Annotated in this window: 17 protein-coding genes and 1 other RNA gene; 2 read left to right on the forward strand and 16 right to left on the reverse strand. The window is 71.8% G+C overall.

The genetic code is table 11. The features are described from left to right. Window positions 1-36: 36 nt before the first annotated feature. The 8 genes from JEK78_RS07325 to JEK78_RS07360 all read right to left on the reverse strand — a co-directional run bounded on the left by JEK78_RS07325 (window position 37) and on the right by JEK78_RS07360 (window position 10275). Window positions 37-561: a sigma-70 family RNA polymerase sigma factor gene (locus tag JEK78_RS07325; RefSeq protein ID WP_200264033.1), complete on the reverse strand. Its 525-nt coding sequence runs from the start codon at window positions 559-561 to the stop codon at window positions 37-39. A 288-nt stretch (window positions 562-849) separates the two neighbouring features. Beyond that, the gene (locus tag JEK78_RS07330) at window positions 850-1488 is read right to left on the reverse strand and encodes an ABATE domain-containing protein (RefSeq protein ID WP_200263295.1); all 639 of its coding nucleotides are present in this window, start codon (window positions 1486-1488) and stop codon (window positions 850-852) included. Between the two features lie 263 nt (window positions 1489-1751). Further along, window positions 1752-2921: a uroporphyrinogen-III synthase gene (locus JEK78_RS07335; RefSeq protein WP_200263296.1), complete on the reverse strand. Its 1170-nt coding sequence runs from the start codon at window positions 2919-2921 to the stop codon at window positions 1752-1754. A gap of 129 nt (window positions 2922-3050) precedes the next feature. Continuing rightward, entirely contained in the window at window positions 3051-4463 is a 1413-nt protein-coding gene (locus JEK78_RS07340) for a nitrate/nitrite transporter (RefSeq protein WP_200263297.1), read from the reverse strand. A 158-nt stretch (window positions 4464-4621) separates the two neighbouring features. After that, entirely contained in the window at window positions 4622-5434 is an 813-nt protein-coding gene (locus tag JEK78_RS07345; protein WP_200263298.1) for an amidohydrolase family protein, read from the reverse strand. A 154-nt stretch (window positions 5435-5588) separates the two neighbouring features. After that, window positions 5589-6965, reverse strand: coding sequence for an acyltransferase (locus JEK78_RS07350; RefSeq protein WP_200263299.1), 1377 nt, complete (start codon window positions 6963-6965; stop codon window positions 5589-5591). Next, on the reverse strand, window positions 6962-9157 hold the full coding sequence (locus JEK78_RS07355; protein ID WP_200263300.1) for a glycosyltransferase: 2196 nt from the start codon (window positions 9155-9157) through the stop codon (window positions 6962-6964). Before JEK78_RS07355 ends, JEK78_RS07350 begins: the two co-directional genes overlap by 4 nt. Then, window positions 9157-10275 carry a hypothetical protein gene (locus JEK78_RS07360; protein ID WP_200263301.1) on the reverse strand — a complete coding sequence of 373 codons (1119 nt, stop codon included), beginning with the start codon at window positions 10273-10275 and terminating at the stop codon, window positions 9157-9159. The genes JEK78_RS07355 and JEK78_RS07360 overlap by 1 nt, the downstream gene beginning before the upstream one ends. Before the next feature lie 302 nt (window positions 10276-10577). Between JEK78_RS07360 and JEK78_RS07365 the strand changes: the two genes are divergently transcribed. Further along, on the forward strand, window positions 10578-10715 hold the full coding sequence (locus JEK78_RS07365; RefSeq protein ID WP_200263302.1) for a hypothetical protein: 138 nt from the start codon (window positions 10578-10580) through the stop codon (window positions 10713-10715). A gap of 357 nt (window positions 10716-11072) precedes the next feature. Here the strand turns inward: JEK78_RS07365 and ssrA are convergent. The 5 genes from ssrA to ftsE form a co-directional block, all read right to left on the reverse strand. Next, window positions 11073-11469: a transfer-messenger RNA gene (gene ssrA / locus JEK78_RS07370) on the reverse strand. A 144-nt stretch (window positions 11470-11613) separates the two neighbouring features. Further along, complete coding sequence (gene smpB / locus JEK78_RS07375) at window positions 11614-12093, reverse strand: SsrA-binding protein SmpB (protein WP_200263303.1); 480 nt, start codon at window positions 12091-12093, stop codon at window positions 11614-11616. Window positions 12094-12151: 58 nt separating this feature from the next. Beyond that, window positions 12152-13357, reverse strand: a complete 1206-nt coding sequence (locus JEK78_RS07380) for a S41 family peptidase (protein WP_200263304.1) — start codon at window positions 13355-13357, stop codon at window positions 12152-12154. A 160-nt stretch (window positions 13358-13517) separates the two neighbouring features. Beyond that, entirely contained in the window at window positions 13518-14435 is a 918-nt protein-coding gene (gene ftsX, locus JEK78_RS07385) for a permease-like cell division protein FtsX (RefSeq protein ID WP_200263305.1), read from the reverse strand. Window positions 14436-14485: 50 nt separating this feature from the next. Next, window positions 14486-15175, reverse strand: coding sequence for a cell division ATP-binding protein FtsE (gene ftsE / locus JEK78_RS07390; protein ID WP_200263306.1), 690 nt, complete (start codon window positions 15173-15175; stop codon window positions 14486-14488). Between the two features lie 232 nt (window positions 15176-15407). On the opposite strand from ftsE, the gene JEK78_RS07395 reads away from it, so the two are divergent. Beyond that, complete coding sequence (locus tag JEK78_RS07395) at window positions 15408-15599, forward strand: hypothetical protein (RefSeq protein ID WP_200263307.1); 192 nt, start codon at window positions 15408-15410, stop codon at window positions 15597-15599. 111 nt (window positions 15600-15710) lie between these two features. Here JEK78_RS07395 and JEK78_RS07400 read toward each other — a convergent pair whose 3' ends face one another. The 3 genes from JEK78_RS07400 to JEK78_RS07410 form a co-directional block, all read right to left on the reverse strand. Further along, window positions 15711-16571 (reverse strand): hypothetical protein, encoded by an 861-nt coding sequence (locus JEK78_RS07400; RefSeq protein WP_200263308.1) that lies wholly within the window; start codon window positions 16569-16571, stop codon window positions 15711-15713. 309 nt (window positions 16572-16880) lie between these two features. Next, window positions 16881-17987, reverse strand: coding sequence for a peptide chain release factor 2 (prfB, locus tag JEK78_RS07405; protein ID WP_200263309.1), 1107 nt, complete (start codon window positions 17985-17987; stop codon window positions 16881-16883). 89 nt (window positions 17988-18076) lie between these two features. Then, entirely contained in the window at window positions 18077-19330 is a 1254-nt protein-coding gene (locus JEK78_RS07410) for a serine/threonine-protein kinase (protein ID WP_200263310.1), read from the reverse strand. Between the last annotated feature and the right edge of the window lie 83 nt (window positions 19331-19413).

Raw genomic sequence — 19413 nt, forward strand, 5'->3', positions numbered from 1 at the left:
CCGCACCGAATCCAGGAAGTCCCCCGTGCTCGCCCATCAGGCCGTCACCCCCCGCTCCTCCAGTGCCAGCTTCATCGAACGCAAGGCGTAGAACACCCGTGAGCGGACCGTTCCGCTGGGTATGCCCAGTGTTTGCGCCGCCTCTTTGACGGTACGCCCTTTGAAATATGTCTCGACGAGGACCTCCCGGTGAGCCGGAGTCAGGTCGTCGAGCGCGTCAGACAGCGTCATCAGCCACAGCGCCTTGTCTATCTCGTCCTCCGCGGGGATGACCTCCAGCGGCGACGGATCGACCTCCTGCGGCCGGGCCTGCCGGCTGCGGTGGCCGTCGATGACGATGCGCCGGGCGACCGTCACCAGCCAGGGGCGTACCGAACCGGTCGCCCGATTGAGCTGACCGGCGTTCTTCCAGGCACGGATGAGCGTTTCCTGCACCACGTCCTCTGCGCGCTGACGGTCCCCCGCGACCAGCCGCAGCACGTAGGCCAGCAATGGGCCGGCGTGTTCCCGGTACAGCGCACGCATCAACTCCTCGTCCGGTTCCGAGGGCTGTGAGGACATGCGATGTCGGGCCCTCGTTCCACTTTCCTTGGCCACGACGGAATCCTTGCGCACGCCCACCTCCGATGTCCGGGGGTTCCCCCGAGTCGGTCGCTCGCCCATCCGGTACGGACCCGGGGCGGGAGCTGTTCAAAGGGAGTCGCGAGTTTTCCGCGAGCGCGGCGACAAGCGGGACATGGGGTCACATGTCTCCCCGGATTTCCGCCAAGTCCCGTGTTTTTCCGGGTGGTCGACGGGGCATGGGCCACCCTCGCGGGAAGGCCGTCGCCCAGGTGGGTGTAGCCGACGTCACACGCTCCGGTCCGACGTCGCCGCCCCGAGGTCCGCTTCGCCGCGGTCGCCGGTGCCACCGGCGGAGCGTCGCCGGTGTCGGGCGACGCGTTCGCGGTTGCCGCAGGTCTCGCTGCGGCACCAGCGACGGCGCCGCCCCCGGGAGGTGTCGAGATAGACGATCCGGCAACCGACGCCCTGACACCGGCGCAGAGCGGCCCGCGCGGCGGGGTCGGTGAACAGGTCCACCGCGTCGCGCGCCGGCACCGCCAACATCGCGGCGAGACCCGGCGTCTCGCCCGACTCCCGGATCAGTGCGCCCTCTCCTCCGGGGACCGCGCGCAGCACCGGGGGGTTGGCCCGAGCCAGGGCGTTGACATGGGCGAGCGCCCGGTCGTACGCCGGGTCGGGAGCCGGGCGGGTCACGAGCAGCCGCGCGGTGTGTGCGCGCAGTTCACGGAAGGCGGCCGGCCAGGAGGCGTCCACGTGGCTCAGGTCGGTCCCGGCGGGCACCAGGCCGCGTCCGATGATCCAGGCACGCAGCGCCCTCGCCGAGCGGAGGCGCTCCCTCGGATGCGCGGTGGCCATCAGGTCCAGGCAGACGCGGCCGGTGTCCAAGCGCGACGCGTCCGCGGAGACTACCGAGCCCGGTGCCATCTGCCTGTCACCGCCTTGGGCCCCTGTGGGGCGAGGAGGATTCATGGGAGGAAGGAGCCCTCTCCCCCCACAGTGCCCGGTGCCCGGGGACGCGGGAACCCCTTGGATCGGACGGACGTCCCCCGGCGGGCGGGGAGTCGACGACGCGGAACGGACGACCCGCGCGCCCGCCCCTCTCCGGGCGTCGTGTCCTCGGTTTCTCCCGTCCGGCGGCTCGGCGGCTCCCGCCGCTCCTTCCCCCGCCCGCCCCGACAGCCCGGGTGTCACCCGCCGGGCGGGGTCCGCGCGACGTCGTCCCGACTCCCGGCCACCGGGTCCAGATCCAGGCGGTAGCCACGCTTCACCACGGTGCGGATCACCTCGGGCGCCCCGAGAGCGGCACGCAGCCGGGCCACCGCCGTCTCCACCGCGTGCTCGTCCCGACCCGCGCCCGGCAGCTCACGCAACAGGTCCGCGCGTGCCACCACCCGACCCGGCCGGCGCACGAGCGCGCGCAACAGCGCCATCCCGGCGGGTGGCACGGGCCGGAGCACACCGTCCACCAACACCGCGTGCCCCCGGACCTCCACCCGCCGGCCCGCGACCGTCAGCGGGCGCGCCCTGGCGGGGAGTTCCGCGCAGAGCAGCCGGACGAGCGGGCCGAGTCGGAACCGCTCGGGCCGGACGGTGTCGACGCCGCGCTCCCGCAGCGGCAGCGCGGTCACCGGGCCCACGCAGGCCGCGAGCAGGTCACCTCCGAGCGCGCCCAGCAGGTCGGGCAGCAGACCCCGGCGCTCCGCCCGGGCCAGCAGGGAGGCCGCGGCGGGCGCGCTGGTGAAGGTCAGCGCGTCCAGGCCTCGTGAGACGGCCGCGTCCAGCAGCCGGTCGACCGGGCCGGTGTCCTCGGGGGGCGACCAGCGGTAGACGGGGACGCCGACGACCTCGGCCCCGCCCTCCCGCAACGCCCGGACGAAGCCGGGCAGCGGCTCTCCGTGGAGCTGCACGGCGATCCGCCGCCCGGCGACGCCCCGCGCCAGCAATCGGTCCAGGACCTCGGCCAGGGACTCGGAGGTCGGCGACCACTCCTCGGCGAGCCCTGCGGCCCGCACCGCTCCCCTCACCTTCGGGCCTCGGGCCAGCAACTCCGCGTCTCCCAGCCTCTCCCGGAGCGATTCGCCGAGTCCCCAGCCGTCGGCGGCCTCCACCCAGCCGCGGAAGCCGATGGCGGTGGTGGCCACCACCACGTCGGGCCGCCGATCGACGATCCCTCTCGTCGCGGCGAGCAGTTCGCCGTCGTCGGCGAGCGGCACGATCCGCAGCGCGGGCCCGCGGACGACGGCCGCCCCCTGGCGTCGGAGGAGCGCCGTCAACTCGTCGGCGCGTCGAGCGGCCGTCACCCCCACCGTGAACCCGGCCAGTGGCCCCGGTCCCGCCCGCGTTCCTCGTTCTTCCATGCCGGCTCTCTCGCCTCGATCCGGTCGCTCCTCGCCCGTGTGGCACACGGTGGCGCGCCGTCCCGCCAGCCGCCGGGCCAGCCTGCCGGCGGCCCGTGACGGGACGGGTTCGTCGGGATGTCGGTGCCGTTACCCACCGGCCCGCCGTCCCGCCGGATCGGGTTCGGGCGACGGACCGGGGGCGGTGTGGGAGGCGGCTCGGCCGGGGCGCGGACGAAGGTACACCGCCCAGGTCACCAAGGAGCACAGGGCGTAGTAGCCCAGGAAGGCGACGAACGCGCCGGTGGCGCTGCCCACGGTGAGGAAGGACTGGCGCAGCGCCAGGTTGATGCCGAGTCCGCCCAGCGCGCCTACCGCCCCGATCAGTGCCATGGCGGCTCCGGATAGCCGGCGTGCACGCTCGGCGGCGGCTTCCCCGCTCAGGCCCCGCTCGGCCGCACGGGCGCGGAAGATGCCGGGGATCATCTTGTACGTCGACCCGTTTCCGACTCCGGTGAGGACGAACAGCGCCACGAAGGCGCTGATGAACAGAGGCAGGGACTGGCGCACGGAGGCGACGACCACCACCCCCGCCGCGCCGCCCATCAGCCCGAACGTGACCAGGGTGACCCGGGCCCCGCCCAGCCGGTCGGCGAGCGCTCCGCCCAGGGGTCGGATCAGCGAGCCCAGCAGCGGGCCGACGAAGGTCAGCGACGCGGCCTGGAGCGGGGTGCGCCCGAACTGGTTCTGCAGCACGAGGCCGAAGGCGAACCCGTATCCGATGAACGAGCCGAAGGTGCCGACGTAGAGGAGGGACATGATCCAGGTGTGCGGCTCGCGCAGGGCCTCGCGGGCGGCGCCGGTGTCGTTGCGGACCGGGGCGAGGTTGTCCATGCGACGGGCGCTCCACACGGTCGCCACCACGATCAGCGGCAGGTACAGGGCCGGGAGCACCCGCGGATGGTCGGCGCCCACGGTCCCGATCACCACCAGGCCCAGCACCTGCACGACCGCGACGCCGATGTTGCCGCCGCCGGCGTTCACCCCCAGGGCCCAGCCCTTGAGTCGCTGGGGATAGAAGGCGTTGACGTTGGTCATGGAGGACGCGAAGTTGGCCCCGCCGACACCGGTCAGCACGGCCACGGCCATAAGGACCGCGTACGGTGTGCCGGGCTCCATGACGACCAGCAGGGCGGCGGTGGGAAGCAGCAGCAGTCCCGCGCTGAACACCGTCCAGTTCCGGCCGCCGAAGCGGGCGACCGCCAGGCCGTAGGGCACCCGCAGGACCGCGCCGACCAGGGAGGCGACGGCGACGAGGAAGAACTTGCCCGCCGCGTCCACTCCGTACTCCGGCCCCATGAAGAGTGCCAGCACCGCGTACATGCTCCACACCGAGAAGCCGATGTGCTCGGAGAGGACCGAGCAGACCAGGTTGCGTCGGGCGACTCGGGCGCCCCGAGCCCTCCAGAACTCCTCGTCCTCCGGGTGCCATTCCTCGATCCATCGGCCTCCCCGGCCTGGGGGCGCGGGGGCGGCACTCGGCAGGGTGGTCGGGGCTGTCATCACGCCTCCACGGGCTCCAGGCTCGAACACGGCCGGGAACCGACCCTAGGGACGCCGCGTTTCGGTGCCGTGGCCACCGATGACCGTGAGGGAACGTCGCTCTCACCTCGCCGGGCCCTCCGGTGAGAGGACGACGGTCGGCCCCGCGCCGGGGTCCGTCAGAGTCCGAAGACCCGACGGGCGTTGCCCGACAGGAACAGCTCGGTCGTCTCCTCGTCCAGGCCCAGTTCGTCGAGGTGCTCCAGCGCCCGACTCGGCGTGATCATCGGGTAGTTGGTGCCGAAGAGGACCTTTCGACGACCTCGGCCGCGCAGGTACTCGACCAGTTCGCGGGGGTAGCGCCGGACGGTGTAGGCGCTGGTGTCGATGTGCACGTTGGGGTGCTTGTCCGCCACCGCGATCATTTCGGCGGTCCACGGGTACCCGATGTGGCCGCACACGATGGCCAGTTCGGGGAAGTCCAAAGCGACCTGGTCGATGTAGGGGATGGGGCGGCCGGTCTCCGAGGGGCGCATCGGGCCGGTGTGCCCGACCTGGGTGCAGAAGGGTACGCCCAGTTCGACGCAAGCGGTGTAGAGCGGGTAGTACAACCGGTCGGTGGGCGGCAGTTGCCACAACCAGGGGACGATCCGCAGTGCCACGAAGTCGAGTTCCGTCACGGCTCGGCGCAACTCCCTTACCGCCCGCACCGGTCGGGTGAGGTCCACCCCGGCCACACCGCGCAGCCGGCCTCCGGACCTGGCGACGAAGTCGGCCACCTCGTCGTTGTCGATCAAGGGTCCCCCAGGGCCGTACCAGGCGGCCGACAGGCCCACCTCGACGCCGGCCTCCGCCATGGCGGCCACGGTGACCTCTACCGGCAAGGGTTCGGTCGGTCGCTCCGAACCCGTCCACCGACGCAGGGAATCGAACATCTCGTGGTCGGAGTGGCGGAGAGTCGGGTGCTGCATCCACGCGTCGACGACGGACATCGGCGTTCGCCTCCCTGAGGGCGCTCGGGCTGGTGTCGCGGCACCCCGGCCCGGAGGTCCGCTCGGGGCGCGGCCGAGAGCGCCGGCCGGACGGCGCGGGGCCGCCCGCGGGCAAGCGGGCTTCCACGGGCCCGCCATGCCCCGGACACGGACCCTAGCGGTCGCTCGACCTCGTGGACACCCCCGGTCCGCTCGCGGCGGACCGCGCCGATTCGGCCCCCCGGCCTCGACCGCCCCCCGCAGTCCGGCGTCCGCCTCGGCCCCGACTCCGGCCACGCCCGCGCCGCCTTCCGTCCGGCCAGAGCCGCGGGGCACGCCCGGCGGCCAGGTCCTCGACCCACCCGATCGCGAGGATCGCCAGCCCGATCAACGGCCACACCAGGCAGAACATCCACAGCTGGTAGGTGCCGTCCAGGGCCGCGACGGCCTGAGGGTCCGTCATGACGGGCAGCCGGTAGGCCAGGTCGATGATCGGAACGGTGGCCATGATGAGAGGGTTGTGCCACAGATAGACGGTGACCGCGCGGTTGTTGGACAGGGTGACCAGGCCGTCCCACCTCCGCAGCCGGCCCGGCAGTTCCCGCCATGACGGGGAGTACCGCAGGAGGATCACCACGAAGCCGAAGGACCAGGTGGCCTGCGCGAGAGGGATGTCGTTCAGGTCCCAGCCGTCGGGCCCCAGGTGGTCCGACGCCCACCAGAGACCGAAGGCCATGATCAGGGAAGCGCCGGAGACGGACACGTAGCGCGGGACCCGACGCAACAGCCCTTCCTGGTGGGCGAAGCCCAGCACCCAACAACCGCCGTAGACGGCGAAGTCGGTGACCGCGTTGCCGGTCTCCCCCGGGATGGAAACCAGGCCGGTGCCGACGATCGCGGTGAGACCCAGCGGGGCGAACAGCGTCGGCCAGGGCGCCCGTCGAAAGGCCCACAGCAGCAGGGGGGAGGCGACCACGAACCACAGGTAGGCGCGCAGGTACCAGAGCGGCCCCGCCGCCTGCACCGCCCAGGTGTCCTCCAGCAGGCCCGACGGGGAGCCGATGTGCCAGGGGAACGGCGGCGCGCCGATCGGGACCAGGTAGTTGGCCAGGCTCAGCAGGCCCCAGGAGTCGCCGACCGCCGGGTCTCGCGCCGGGTTCCAGCCGCCGGCGAACAGCAGCGTGAGGACGAGCGCGTTCAGGGCCCACATGGGGGGCAGCAGACGGCGAATCCGGCTCTTGATCACACCGGGCGCCGGCCGGCCGGCCAGCGAGCGGGCCATGAGGGACCCGGCCAGCGCGAACATCACGCCCATGGACGGGAACAGCACGGTCAGCCAGGCCCAGCCGAAGAGGTGGTACACGACCACCCGGACCAGGGCGAGCGAGCGGAGCAGGTCCAGGTAGCGGTCACGGCCGGGCCTCGCGGGCGCGGTCCCCGACCCCGCCGGGGGCGACGGATCGGGTGTCGGGTCGGCGTCGGCGGGACGCGGGGCCCGATCCGCGAACGCCCCGTGGGTGGTGCCCGTGCCGCTCGGCTGTCCGCCGTTCATCCGACCGGCCTCCGGTCCTCGGCGTCCGCGCGCCCCCGGGACGCCGAGCCGCCGGGCGCCCCGACGACGCCGGTGCGACGCAGCTTCTGCCAGCGCAGCCGACCGCCGGTCAGGGCGGTGATCCAGGACTGCAACAGCACGACGTACATCAACTGGCGGTACAGGACCTGCTGGAGGGGCAGCGAGATCAGATGGGTCATGCGTTCCTTGTCCAACCGGAAGGCGTACGCGGCGCAGACCGCCTGGATCGCGAGGACGCCCAGCCACGCCAGGATCGTCTTCTCCGTCGGCCCGAAGAGCAGCCCGTACAGCAGGAAGATGTCGATCAGGGGGGCGAGCAGGGGGGCCACGACCATGAAGAGCGACACGAACGGCAGGCCGACCCGGCCGAAGCGGCCCGAGGGGCCCCGCTCGACGACGGCCCCGCGATGCTTCCAGATGGCCTGCATCGTGCCGTACGACCAGCGGTAGCGCTGCGACCACAGCTGCTGGACGGTCTCCGGTGCCTCGGTCCACGCGCGGGCGTTCTCCGCGTAGACCACCCGCCAACCGTCCCGGTGCAGGGCCATCGTGACGTCGGTGTCCTCGGCGAGGGTGTCCTCGCTCATGCCGCCCACGCGTTCCAGGGCGGAGCGGCGGAAGGCGCCCACCGCGCCCGGAATGGTCGGCATGCAGCCCAGCACGTCGTACATCCGGCGGTCGAGGTTGAAGCCCATGACGTACTCGATGTGCTGCCAGGCGCCGATCAGGGAGTCCTTGTTGCCGACCTTGGCGTTGCCGGCGACGGCTCCGACGCTCGGGTCACCGAACGGCTGCACCAGCTCGCGGACCGTGCTCGGCTCGAAGACGGTGTCGCCGTCCATCATCACGACGATGTCGTGGGAGGCGTTGGCCAGCCCTCGGTTGAGGGCGGCCGGTTTGCCCGCGTTGAGCTGTCGGACCACCCGGACTCCGGGCAGCCCCATCGCCTCGACGATGCGGGCCGTGCCGTCGGTGGATCCGTCGTCGATGACGAGGATCTCGACGGGATGCTCGCCGGCGACCAACGAACGCACCGTGTTCTCGATGCACTTGGCCTCGTTGTACGCGGGCACCAGGACGGAGACCGGTTCGGTGACCGGCGGGCCCCAGCGGAAGTTCCGGGCCCGCACCCGCCGGGCGTGTACGCCGGAGAGAATCAGCATCAGCAGGAAGCGTCCGATGACCAGCACACCGATGATCGCGAGCCCCACCACGAGGGCGTCGGTGATGTGCTCGGAGGCTCCGACCAGGAAGACCCACACCTTGGCCTTCCACAGCTCCGCTCCGGTGACCGGGGTGTGCGCGCCGGGGGCGTCCAACGCCTCGGTGAGGTTGTGGAACTCGTAGCCCCGCTCCTTCAGTTCGGGGATGAACCGATCGAGCGCCTCGACCGTCTGGCTGCGGTCGCCACCCGAGTCGTGCATCAGGACGATGGCTCCGGCGCCGTCCTTCGGGGTGGCCCGGCGGATGATCTCGTCGACTCCGGGGCGCTGCCAGTCCTCGCTGTCGGTGTCGTTGACGACGGTGATGTAGCCCCGGGTCCCGATGTACTCCGTGACCGGCCACGACTCGTTGTCCATGGCGTGGGAGAACGACGAGTAGGGCGGGCGGAAGAGGGAGGTGCGGATGCCGGCCGCGCCGGTGATGGCCATCTGGTTCTGCGACAGCTCCCAGTCGATGCGGGAGTGGGACTGGAAGGAGAGGTCGGGGTGGTTGAAGGTGTGGAGCCCGATCTCGTGACCCTCGTCGACCATCCGCCGGACGAGGTCCGGGTGGCGGGAGGCCATGGTGCCGGTGAGGAAGAAGACGGCGTGGGCGTCGTGCTTCTTCAGGATGTCGAGGACCTTCGGGCTCCACTCGGGGTCCGGTCCGTCGTCGAAGGTGAGGACGAGCCGGCCGTCGGGGACGCTGTGGGTCTCGGCGCGCCCGTCTCGGGAGTCGATCACCGGTCCGCCCCGCCGGATCTCCTCGGGGACCCGGTCCGCGGCGACGGGGGGACGGACACGGTGGTCGGCCAGGATCTCGCTGTGCACGTAGCCGCGCAGCACGAGCATCGCCATCAGGGCGCCCAGGACGAGCAGGGGCAGCAGCAGGCGCAGGGGCAGCCGGTGCCGCGAAGAGCCGCCACCGGCCTTCTTCGCGGACCGGTGGCGGCGGTTGCGGGGTGCCATCAGAAGGTGAACTCCTGGGACGAGGAGGGGGATGTGCCGGTGTTCGCGTCGCCGCCGGCGCGGGCGGGTCCGGCGGCCAGGGGCGCCACGCCGGCTCCGGCGGACAATTCCGGGTCGGTGTCCCCGTCGCCTTCGTCGGAACCGTCGGCGGGGGCGGGCGGGTCGTCGGTCTCGGGCACGCCGTCGTCGCCGGCCGGGGGCGAGACCTCCGGGTCCGGCTCGGGGTCCGGTTCCGGGGCGACGGGATCGGGGGCGACGACGACGCCTTCCGACGCGGGCCCACTGCTCGCGGTGGTCGGCTCGGGAACGGTGCCGGTCTCGGTCGTGCGCGTGGGGGGTTCGGTGACGCCGGCCGGGACCCCGGGGGCCGCCGCCGGGCTCTCGGCACCGGTGACGGGCGAGGCGGTGACGTCCCCGGGGGCCGGGGTCCGCGGGGCGGCCTCGTCGACCGCGGCCGTCGGTTCGGGGGATTCCGCAGGCCGAGGGTCGGTCTCCACCTGTCCGGCCGTTTCGCCCGGCCGCGCCGGCACGGGCAGCCAGGGCGCGGCGGAGTTGCCGGACAGCAGGGTCGCCACCATGACGACGGCGTACCCCGCGGAGGCGACGCCGACGGCGAGCCCCAGCCGCCGAACGCGTCGACCTCGCCGACCCGAGGTGTCGACGAAGACCGGCCTGTCGGCGTGGGCGGGATCCCTGCGAGGCCCGCCGTCGACCCTGCGAAGCGAGCCGTCGCCGAGTTGGACCGCGTCGAGTTGGACCGTCACCTCGTGCGGGTCGTGGGTGTGTCCCGTTCCGGGTTCGGTCCGGGCCCCGGCGCCCTCGGAACCGCCGGGCACCTCGCCCCGGGCATCCAGGAACGGGAGCGACCCGCCGTCGGGCGAGGGGTGGGCGTGGGAGGAGGTGTCGCGGCGGAACGCCTCGCGGTCGGCCGGTCCCGGTTGCCTGGGTACGGCCTCGGACGCCGCCTCGCCGGTCGCCGGAATGAGATGGGTGGCGGCTATCGGTGGAAGTACGTCGGTGGGCTCGTCCGATGCGGGTCCCGGCCGCCCGCGGTTCGCTCGCGCGCCACCCGTCGGCCATGGCCACTCGGGCCGAGCGTCCTGCTGCCGTTCGTTCACGCGCCTGCTTCCCCCCACGGGACCGATTCGGGTGCGCGTTCGACTCCGGGCATCCGCCGATCGAGACGACCCCCACCGTCTACGAGCGCCCCTACTACCACATCGTGCCCGGGGATGAATGTAGCGCACGCCGAGCACACCCGAGCGACCGGAGTCGGGTTTCGCCGGCAGGCGTCGGGGTGCCGGTGGAAACGCGTCACGAGCAGTGAACGGCGGTGATCTTGCAGAGGTGTCGCCCGTATGGGTGAGTCCGGGGTCGTACAGCCGCGCGGGGTGAGGCTCCGAGAGGCCGATCGACAATCGTGGCCCGTACCGCTTTGGACCCGGACGCCCCGGTCGAGCACTGGACACTGTCGAAGGACGAGCGGGGACTCGTGTCCGGCGAGCGCGGCGCGACGCGACTGGGCTTCGCCGTGTTGCCGAAGTTCTCTACGCAGTGAAGTTCTCTACGCAGTACGGCCGGTATCCCCGGGGCCGGTTCGAGTCGCCGGGCGGGGCGGTCGAGTTGGTCGCCCGGCAGGTACGGGTTCCCGCATCCGGTTCGGACGCTTGCGAGTAGCGGTTTCGTTCGGCTCAGCGGGCGAACCAGGAATGCCGGCGAGCCGAACGACGGAGCTCGTTGGTACAGGCGGTCGATCAAGACAGCTTGTGCTCGAGGAGCTCCCGGTGCTCTCGCTTCGAACCCTCAATGTGCTCGCAGGACCTGCGAGCACGCTGAATTCCCGGCCTTGGGGATGCCTGGGCAGACAAGACGAGGGGCCCGGTGGCCACTGGCCACCGAGCCCCTCGTACACGGGTCGTGGAGATGGCGGGAATCGAACCCGCGTCCAACGGTGCGGAACCAGGGCTTCTCCGTGTGCAGTCCGCTGCGATTTTCTCGGCCCCGGAGATCACGCGGACAAGTCTCCGACGGGCTCAGTCACTGTGGGATGTTCCTCTGGACCCCGTGACCGGGTCTAGAGGTGGAGTTCCCTAGCTGATGCCAGGATCCGGGACGGGAACGAGCCCGGGCTGACACTCCCGTGTAGGAGGCCCGCTCGCGCTGCCGTCAGGCAGCGAGGGCGAAGGCCTGCTGGGAGGAATCGCGCTTGGTGTTGGCGATTATTTTTTTCGGCCTGTGGTTTACGAGATCATGGCCGCTTCCTCGACACGCTTCCCCTGCTTCGACAGCCGCTGTCGAAACCGATCATCCCCATGTTGATTTGTCACACCCTCCGAGGAGGGCCGCGACGCACCGTGTGCGGTACGGATACATCGTACGTGATCGACGCCGACACGTGCCAGCGCTTTTCCCGGCGGCCGGGCCGGGAGGCGCGCCGTGCGGCGTCCACCGCCCGGTCAGGCCCGCTGCTTGCGCCGGATCGCCGAGATCACCCGCTCCGCCTCCCGCCGGTCCTGCTTCTCCCGCAGGGTCTGACGCTTGTCGTACTCCTTCTTCCCTCGCGCCAGCGCGATCTCGACCTTGGCTCGACCGTCCTTGAAGTACAGGGCGAGCGGGACGATGGTGTGCCCGGTCTCCTGGGACTTGGACTCCAGCTTGTCGATCTCCGCGCGGTGCAGCAGCAGCTTCCGCTTCCGGCGGGCGGTGTGGTTGGTCCAGGTGCCCTGGCTGTACTCGGGCACGTGCACGTTGTACAGCCACGCCTCGTGGCCGTCCAGCTGGACGAATCCGTCCGCGAGCGAGGCCCGACCCTGGCGCAGCGACTTCACCTCGGTCCCGGTCAGGACCAGGCCCGCCTCGTAGGTGTCGAGGATCGCGTAGTCGTGCCGCGCCTTCTTGTTCTGCGCGATCAGCTTGCGCCCTTTTTCCTTAGCCATAGTGCAGCCCATTTTGGCACCAGGCGGGGGGTCGGGGGAAAGCGGTTTCCCTCCCGGATCAGGCCGCCGGGCGGGGCCGGGGCGCCGGGTCGTCCCGACCGAGCCCGTCGAGCACCGTCTCAGCGCGGCGCAACGTCGCCTCGTCGGAGGTGTCCGTCTCCAGATCCGGGGTCAGGCCGACGCCGTCCACCCCGTGGCCCGCCGGGGTGCGGTAGTGCCCGACCGTGAGCTCGGCGGTGGAGCCGTCGGGCAGCGTGCTCGGCATCTGCACCGCGCCCTTGCCGAAGGTGCGGGCGCCCAGGACGACGGCCCGGCCCCGGTCCCGGAGGGCGCCGGCGAGCAGTTCGGCCGCGCTCATCGTGCCTCCGTCGACGAGGGCGACCAGCGGTCGGGCGGTGTCGCCGCCCGTCTCCGCGTGGAGGGCCCGCTCGGACCCGTCGACGTCGTAGGTGGCGACCAGCCCGCCGTCGAGGAAGACCGAGGCCGTCTCCACTGCCTCGGCCACCAGACCGCCGGAGTTCCCGCGCAGGTCGAGGACGATCCCGGCTTCCTCCGGCGCGGCGCGGACCGCCGCGCGCACCTGTTCGCCCGCGCCCCGGGTGAAGGACGCCACCCGGACCAGGGTGGCCCCGCCGTCGAGATCGCGCGTGGTCACCGGGCGCGTGGTGACCGTCGCCCGGCGCACCGTCTCGGTCCACACGCGGGTGCCGCGCTCCAGTTCGATCGACACCTCGGTGCCCGCTGGATCCCGTACCGAGTCGCCGCGCAGGAGGGCGACGACCTCGGTGACCGGCACCCCGTCGACCGACCGGCCGTCCACACCGCGCAGCCGGTCTCCGGCGACGATCCCCGCGTCGGCCGCCGGCGAATCCGGCCTGACCCGCGCCACCTCGACGGCGCCGCCCCGAACCCGTCGCGCGGCGATCCCGACACCGGTGTAGCGGCCGTCGAGAGCCTCGGCCAGCTCCCGGTACTCGCTTCGCGAGTAGACGGCCCCCCAGCGGTCGCCGCTGCGGCCGACGGCCCGCTCGGCGGCCTCCACCGGGGAGCCGCCGGCGGCCATCGCCTCGGCCGCCGCCCGGGCGACCTCCGCGTGGTGCGGGGCGGGGGCGACGTGGCCGGGCCGGTCGGAGGATGCTCCGGGCGGTGCCTCCACGGGCGATCCGGTGGCGGCTCCGGCCACGAGGACACCGACGAACGCCAGTGTCAGGGAGCCCCCGTGACGGACGTGGCGGGGCGGGCGGAACAGGTCGCGACCTGACATGGCGGCGAGTGTAGTGCCGCGAATGGAGGGCGCCCCCTCGGACCGGCGACTCCGGCCGGGTGTCGCGCCGCGCCGCACGCGGGGGCCGGGGTCCCTCCCTCGGAAGCCCGGGCGGCCGGGTCCGCGAGCATCCCGCCCGGGAGCGACCCTGGGCGGTCCCTCAGACCCTCAGGTACTTGCGCAGGGCGAAGAATGCGGCGAGGGCGGGCATCAGGAGACTGGTCGCCAGGATGAGCGGCAGCGTCTTGAGGACGGAGTCCAGTCCGACGAAGTTGATCAACGCGAGCTTCTCGGACAGGGCCAGTCCGTGGTCGATGACGAAGTACTGGGCGAAGAGCAGGAATCCGCAGGCGAGCACACCGCCGATCAACCCGGCCACCGCCGCCTCGGCGATGAAGGGCGCCTGGATGTAGAACCCGGAGGCCCCCACGAGGCGCATGATGCCGGTCTCCCGCCGCCGGCTGAACGCCGACACCCGCACGGTGTTCACGATCAGCAACAGGGCGACGACCAGCATCAGCGTCATGATCGCCCCGGCGGCGAGGTTCATGACCCCCAGCAACTCGAAGAGGTTGTCCAGGATGCCCCGTTGGTCCTGGACCGCCTGCACCCCGTCCCTGCCTTCGAAGGCACTCGCGATGACCTGGTACTTCTCCGGGTCGGTCAACTTGATCCGGTAGGACTCGGGCATCTGATCGGGCGTCAGGGAACTGGCCAGCGGCGAGTCCTGGGACTGCTCCCGGTAGTGCCGGTAGGCCTCCTCCCGCGTCTCGAAGGTGACCGTGTCCACGACCGACATCTCCTTGAGGTCGGCCTGGATCCGCTGCTTCTGGTCCTCGGTGACGGCCCCCTTGGCGCAGTTCGGGTCGGAGACGGCGTCGCTCTTGTTGCAGAGGTAGATCGAGACGTTGATCTTGTCGTACCAGTAGCCCTTCATCGTGTTCACCTGTTCGCTCATCAGGAGCGACCCACCGAACAGGGCGAGCGACAGCGCTACGGAGACGATGACGGCGAAGGTCATCGTCAGGTTGCGTCGGAGACCGACACCGATCTCCGACAGGACGAACTGGGCGCGCATGGCGTCTGGTCAAGCCTTTCCGTGCGTCTTCGCGGCGTCCGCGGCGGTCTTCAGTGCTGGTAGCCGTAGACGCCGCGAACCTGGTCGCGGACGAGACGGCCGGTCTCCAGCTCGATGACGCGCTTGCGCATCTGGTCGACGATGTTCTGGTCGTGCGTCGCCATGATCACCGTGGTGCCCGTGCGGTTGATCCGGTCCAGCAGCTTCATGATCCCGACGGAGGTCTGCGGGTCCAGATTGCCCGTGGGCTCGTCGGCGATGAGCAGCTTGGGGCGGTTCACGAACGCCCGGGCGATGGCCACGCGCTGCTGTTCGCCACCGGACAACTCCCCGGGCATCCGCGTCTCCTTGCCGCCGAGTCCGACCAGGTCGAGGACCTGAGGCACGGACTTGCGGATCTCTCCGCGCGACTTGCCGATCACTTCCTGGGCGAAGGCGACGTTCTCGGCGACCGTCTTGTTCGGCAGCAGCCGGAAGTCCTGGAAGACCGTGCCCAACTGACGGCGCAGGTGGGGCACCTTCCACTGGGACAGTCGGGCCAGATCCTTGCCCAGGACGTGGACCTGTCCATGGCTGGCCCGCTCCTCCCGGAGCACCAGACGCAGGAAGGTGGACTTCCCGGAACCGGAGGAACCCACGAGGAACACGAACTCCCCCTTGTCGACCTCCAGGGAGAGATCGCGCAGGGCGGGGCGGTTCTGCTTGGGGTAGACCTTGGAGACGCTGTCGAATCGGATCACGTATGCACCACGGGTCGCCGGAGGTGGACGAGCGTGACCTTACGCGAAACGGGCGGGCGCTCGCAGTCGCCGGTCACGCTTGGGCGAGGGTACGCGGTTTGTTCCCTCGCTCCGCGCGGGGACCCACCGCGCGGAGTGGCCGGGGATCCGGCACAGTGGGGAAGGAACACCTGCGGACCCGTGAGCGTTGGAATGCCCGAGAGGGGCGCACCGGTGCGAGGAGGGCGAGCGGATGACGTACGACCGGTTGGTGTGCGCGAACTGCGCCGCGCCGGTGAGCGAGGGTCGCTGCCCCGTCTGCCGGGCCAGCCGTGAGCGGCTGCGGCAGGGGGGCTTTCTGTCCGGGCTCGGTCCGGTCGCCTTGGCCGCTCTGCTGGCGGTCCTGGTGACCGCGCTGGCGCTCTTGGCGTACCAGGCGGCCTGACCTCGCAAGACGGTCCCCTCACGGACACCGGGAGGCCCGGAGCCGATCGCTCCGGGCCTCCCTGTCGTGTCATGGAACCGCCCACGCTCGCCGCGAGGCGGGCGTCCGGGGTCAGGCCGCCGCACCCCGTCCGGTCGCCAGGCGCGGCAGGACGCGGAAGCCGACACCGCCGACGATCATCGTGGCGGCGCCGATCACCAGGAAGGTCATCTCCGCCGCACCGGTCTCGGCGAGTTCCTCGCCGCTGCCCTGGGCGGTGGTGGCGGACGCCGGGGCGTCGTCGCCGGTGTCCGTCAGAGCCGAGGAACCCTGTTCCTGCGTGGTGACCTCGTTGCCACCGGCGGGCGCGGTCTCGTCGAGGGGCGACACCCCACCGTCGGTCGCGTCGTCACCGCCGGCCGTGTCACCACCCGTGGAGTCACCACCGGTCGCGTCGTCACCACCGGCCGAGTCACCACCCGTGGAATCGCCACCGGTCGCGTCGTCACCGCCGGCCGTGTCACCACCCGTGGAGTCACCACCGGTCGCGTCGTCACCACCGGCCGAGTCACCACCCGTGGAGTCACCACCGGTCGCGTCGTCACCACCGGCCGAGTCACCACCGGTCGCGTCGTCACCACCGGCCGAGTCACCACCCGTGGAGTCACCACCGGTCGCGTCGTCACCACCGGCCGAGTCACCACCCGTGGAGTCACCACCGGTCGCGTCGTCACCACCGGCCGAGTCACCACCCGTGGAATCGCCACCGGTCGCGTCATCACCACCGGCCGAGTCGGTGTCGCAGTCGGGTCCGGTGCCGATCTCGCAGGCCTCGTCCTCCAGGAGACTCACGCCGATCACGGCGCCCTCGTCCTCGGTCGACGTCAGGCCCTCGAAAGCCGACGCCGCGCCCGCGGCGGTCAGCGAGGCGCCGGCCGCGATCATCGCACCGGCCGCCACACGCGCGACCCGGATCCGCGTCTTCTTCGTCATGTAACCGCTACCCCCAGTAGCCGAATCGTCAGACAGGCGTGCTCGGAGCCGTGATCGACGGGGGATGGCCGTACGGCACCCGAACCCCGGATCACCTGCGCCCCGGAAGTGCGCACGCCTCGCATCACCATTTCGAGTTTCGGACGTCTCGTCAAGGTCGTTCCGGGCGGGATGTTCGGCCGCGAACCGTATGCCGGAAAGAGAACGGCACAAGAAACTCGACAGGGCCGGAAAACGCCCACGAGAAAGGCAACCGCCGCCCCGCGGGCGGCGGTTGCCTTGTCGACAAAGCCGCCTTCGAAGATCGTCCTACTTCTCCCGCTGCTTGCGCCAGCGGATCCCCGCTTCCAGGAAGGCGTCGATCTCGCCGTTGAAGACCGCCTCCGGGTTGCCGACTTCGTGCTCCGTCCGCAGGTCCTTCACCATCTGGTACGGATGCAACACGTAGGAACGCATCTGATTGCCCCACGAATTCCCGCCATCGCCCTTGAGGGCGTCCATCTTGGCCTGCTCCTCCTGGCGTCGGCGTTCCAGCAGCTTGGCCTGGAGGACGTTCATCGCGGTGGCGCGGTTCTGGATCTGAGAGCGCTCGTTCTGACAGGAGACCACGATTCCCGTGGGGATGTGCGTGATCCGTACGGCGGAGTCGGTGGTGTTCACGCCCTGTCCCCCGGGCCCGGAGGAGCGGTACACGTCGACGCGGAGCTCCGACTCGTCGATCTCGACGTGGTCGGACTGCTCGACGACCGGCAGCACCTCCACTCCGGCGAAGGACGTCTGGCGACGGCCCTGGTTGTCGAAGGGGGAGATCCGCACCAGGCGGTGGGTTCCCTGCTCGACCGAGAGCGTGCCGTAGGCGTAGGGGACCTGCACGGCGAAGGTGGTCGACTTGATGCCGGCCTCCTCCGCGTACGACGTCTCGTAGACCTCGGTCTTGTACCCGTGCCGCTCCGCCCAGCGCAGGTACATCCGCTGGAGCCGCTCGGCGAAGTCGGCGGCGTCCACACCGCCCGCCTCCGCCCGGATGTTGACGACCGCCTCCCGGGCGTCGTACTCGCCGCTGAGGAGGGTGCGCACCTCCATCTCGTCGAGCGCCTTGCGGACGGCCGTCAGCTCCGTCTCGACCTCGGCCCGGGTGTCGGGGTCGTCCTCCTCCTCGGCCATCTCGAACAGCACGGCGAGATCGTCGATCCGGCCGCGCAGCGTCTCGGCCTTCCGCACCTCGGCCTGGAGGTGGGAGAGCCGACTGGTGATCTTCTGCGCCGCGTCCGGGTCGTCCCACAGCGACGGCGCCGCCGCCTGCTCCTCCAGCAGCGCGATGTCTGCCCTCATCCGGTCGAGGTCCAGGACGGCCTCGATCGACTCCATGGTCGAGGAGAGGGATTTGAGCTCTTCGGATACGTCGACGACTGCCACGCGTCCAGCGTAACGGCTTCGCCGGGCGGTCCACGCCGGACGGGCGACCCCGCCTCCCTCGGGTCCGGCGGCGGGCCGGGGCCCACCGGTCAGGGCACGGCCGGGACCGACCGCCGTGTCTCCCGCGCGGGGTCCGCGTCGGCATCGTCACCGGAAGCCGCCCACCGGGCACCGGCGCCGACCACCACGACCAGGAAGAGCGCCCCGGTGCCCAGCACCGCCCGGCGACGCCGCACGGCGGCCCGGTTGCGGGCCGACCCCGGACGCGGCGCGCCGCTGGCCCTGGGGACCCGTGCGGTGCCCCGGGCGCCGCCGGCCAGTTCATCGGGGCCGGGCACCCGCATGGAGGTGTGGGTGTCGCGGTTGGAGTCGGCGGGCCTGGCCCCGGGCACCAGCGGGACGGCCCCCCTGCGGCGCGCCGGGCCGTCCGTCGTCGAAGGGCCCTGCCGGGGCTCCGGGGCGGCGTGCCGACCGTCGGTGGGCTCGCCGTCCGGCTCGTCGACGTCCAGCGGGGGCGCCCCGGCCAGCGCCGGGAGCAGCTCGCGCAGCCGGACGGAGAGCTCCGAGGCCCGCAGCCGGGAGGCGGGCGCCTTCGCCAGGCACTGCACCAGCAGCCGCCACAGCTCGTCCGGCACTCCGGGGAGGGGGGCGACGGTCTCGGTGACATGGCGGCGCAGGACGGCACCGGGGTGTCCGCCGCCGAAGGGCGTGAAGCCGGCGAGCAGCTCGTACAGGACGGTGGCGAGCGCGTAGATGTCCACCGAGGCGCGGGGCGGCAGGCCCTCGACGATCTCGGGGGCCAGGTAGTCGGGCGTCCCGATGATCCTGGAGGCGCGGGAACGGCCGGGGGTGTCGATGAGCTTGGCGACGCCGAAGTCCGTCAACAAGGCGCGGTGCGAGCCGCCGGGGCCCAGCGGTCCCTCCATGTCCAGCAGCACGTTCTCCGGCTTGACGTCGCGGTGGACCACACCGGCGGCGTGGGCGGCGGCCAGCCCCTCGGCGACGTCGGCCGTGATCGCGACGGCCGCCTCGGGCGCCATCCTGCGTTCCCGGTCGAGGCGTGTACGCAGGTCGGTGCCGCGCACCAGGTCCATGACGAGGGCCAGCTCCTCGCCGTCCACGACGAGGTCGCGCACGGCGACGACTCGGGGGTGCTCCAATCCCAGCAGGGCGGTCCGCTCCTGCGCGAAACGACCGACGAGTTCCCGGTCGGACGCCAGATCCTCGCGAAGGATCTTGATCGCGACCGGACCCTCCGGCCCCTCGCCGAGCCACACCGTGCCGGCACTGCCCCTCCCCAGGATCTGGTGGGCGACGTACCGGCTGCCGATCTTCCGTGCCAAGACTGCTCCTACCGACGCGTATTGCGGCCCCACGTCCCCGGGGCCAGGCCCCGGAACCCCCGGACCAGGGCCCCCGGCCGACA

The sequence above is a fragment of the Streptomyces sp. HSG2 genome (genome assembly GCF_016598575.1).
Taxonomy (GTDB): Bacteria; Actinomycetota; Actinomycetes; order Streptomycetales; family Streptomycetaceae; genus Streptomyces.

Bases quoted from the DNA above. Each gene is read 5' to 3' on its own strand.
- JEK78_RS07330 (WP_200263295.1), bottom strand. From the start codon at position 1,488: ATGGCACCGGGCTCGGTAGTCTCCGCGGACGCGTCGCGCTTGGACACC.
- ftsX (WP_200263305.1), bottom strand. From the start codon at position 14,435: ATGCGCGCCCAGTTCGTCCTGTCGGAGATCGGTGTCGGTCTCCGACGC.
- smpB (WP_200263303.1), bottom strand. From the start codon at position 12,093: ATGGCTAAGGAAAAAGGGCGCAAGCTGATCGCGCAGAACAAGAAGGCG.
- JEK78_RS07355 (WP_200263300.1), bottom strand. From the start codon at position 9,157: ATGGCACCCCGCAACCGCCGCCACCGGTCCGCGAAGAAGGCCGGTGGC.
- JEK78_RS07400 (WP_200263308.1), bottom strand. From the start codon at position 16,571: ATGACGAAGAAGACGCGGATCCGGGTCGCGCGTGTGGCGGCCGGTGCG.
- JEK78_RS07350 (WP_200263299.1), bottom strand. From the start codon at position 6,965: ATGAACGGCGGACAGCCGAGCGGCACGGGCACCACCCACGGGGCGTTC.
- JEK78_RS07335 (WP_200263296.1), bottom strand. From the start codon at position 2,921: ATGGAAGAACGAGGAACGCGGGCGGGACCGGGGCCACTGGCCGGGTTC.
- JEK78_RS07345 (WP_200263298.1), bottom strand. From the start codon at position 5,434: ATGTCCGTCGTCGACGCGTGGATGCAGCACCCGACTCTCCGCCACTCC.
- JEK78_RS07395 (WP_200263307.1), top strand. From the start codon at position 15,408: ATGACGTACGACCGGTTGGTGTGCGCGAACTGCGCCGCGCCGGTGAGC.
- JEK78_RS07380 (WP_200263304.1), bottom strand. From the start codon at position 13,357: ATGTCAGGTCGCGACCTGTTCCGCCCGCCCCGCCACGTCCGTCACGGG.
- JEK78_RS07325 (WP_200264033.1), bottom strand. From the start codon at position 561: ATGTCCTCACAGCCCTCGGAACCGGACGAGGAGTTGATGCGTGCGCTG.
- JEK78_RS07340 (WP_200263297.1), bottom strand. From the start codon at position 4,463: ATGACAGCCCCGACCACCCTGCCGAGTGCCGCCCCCGCGCCCCCAGGC.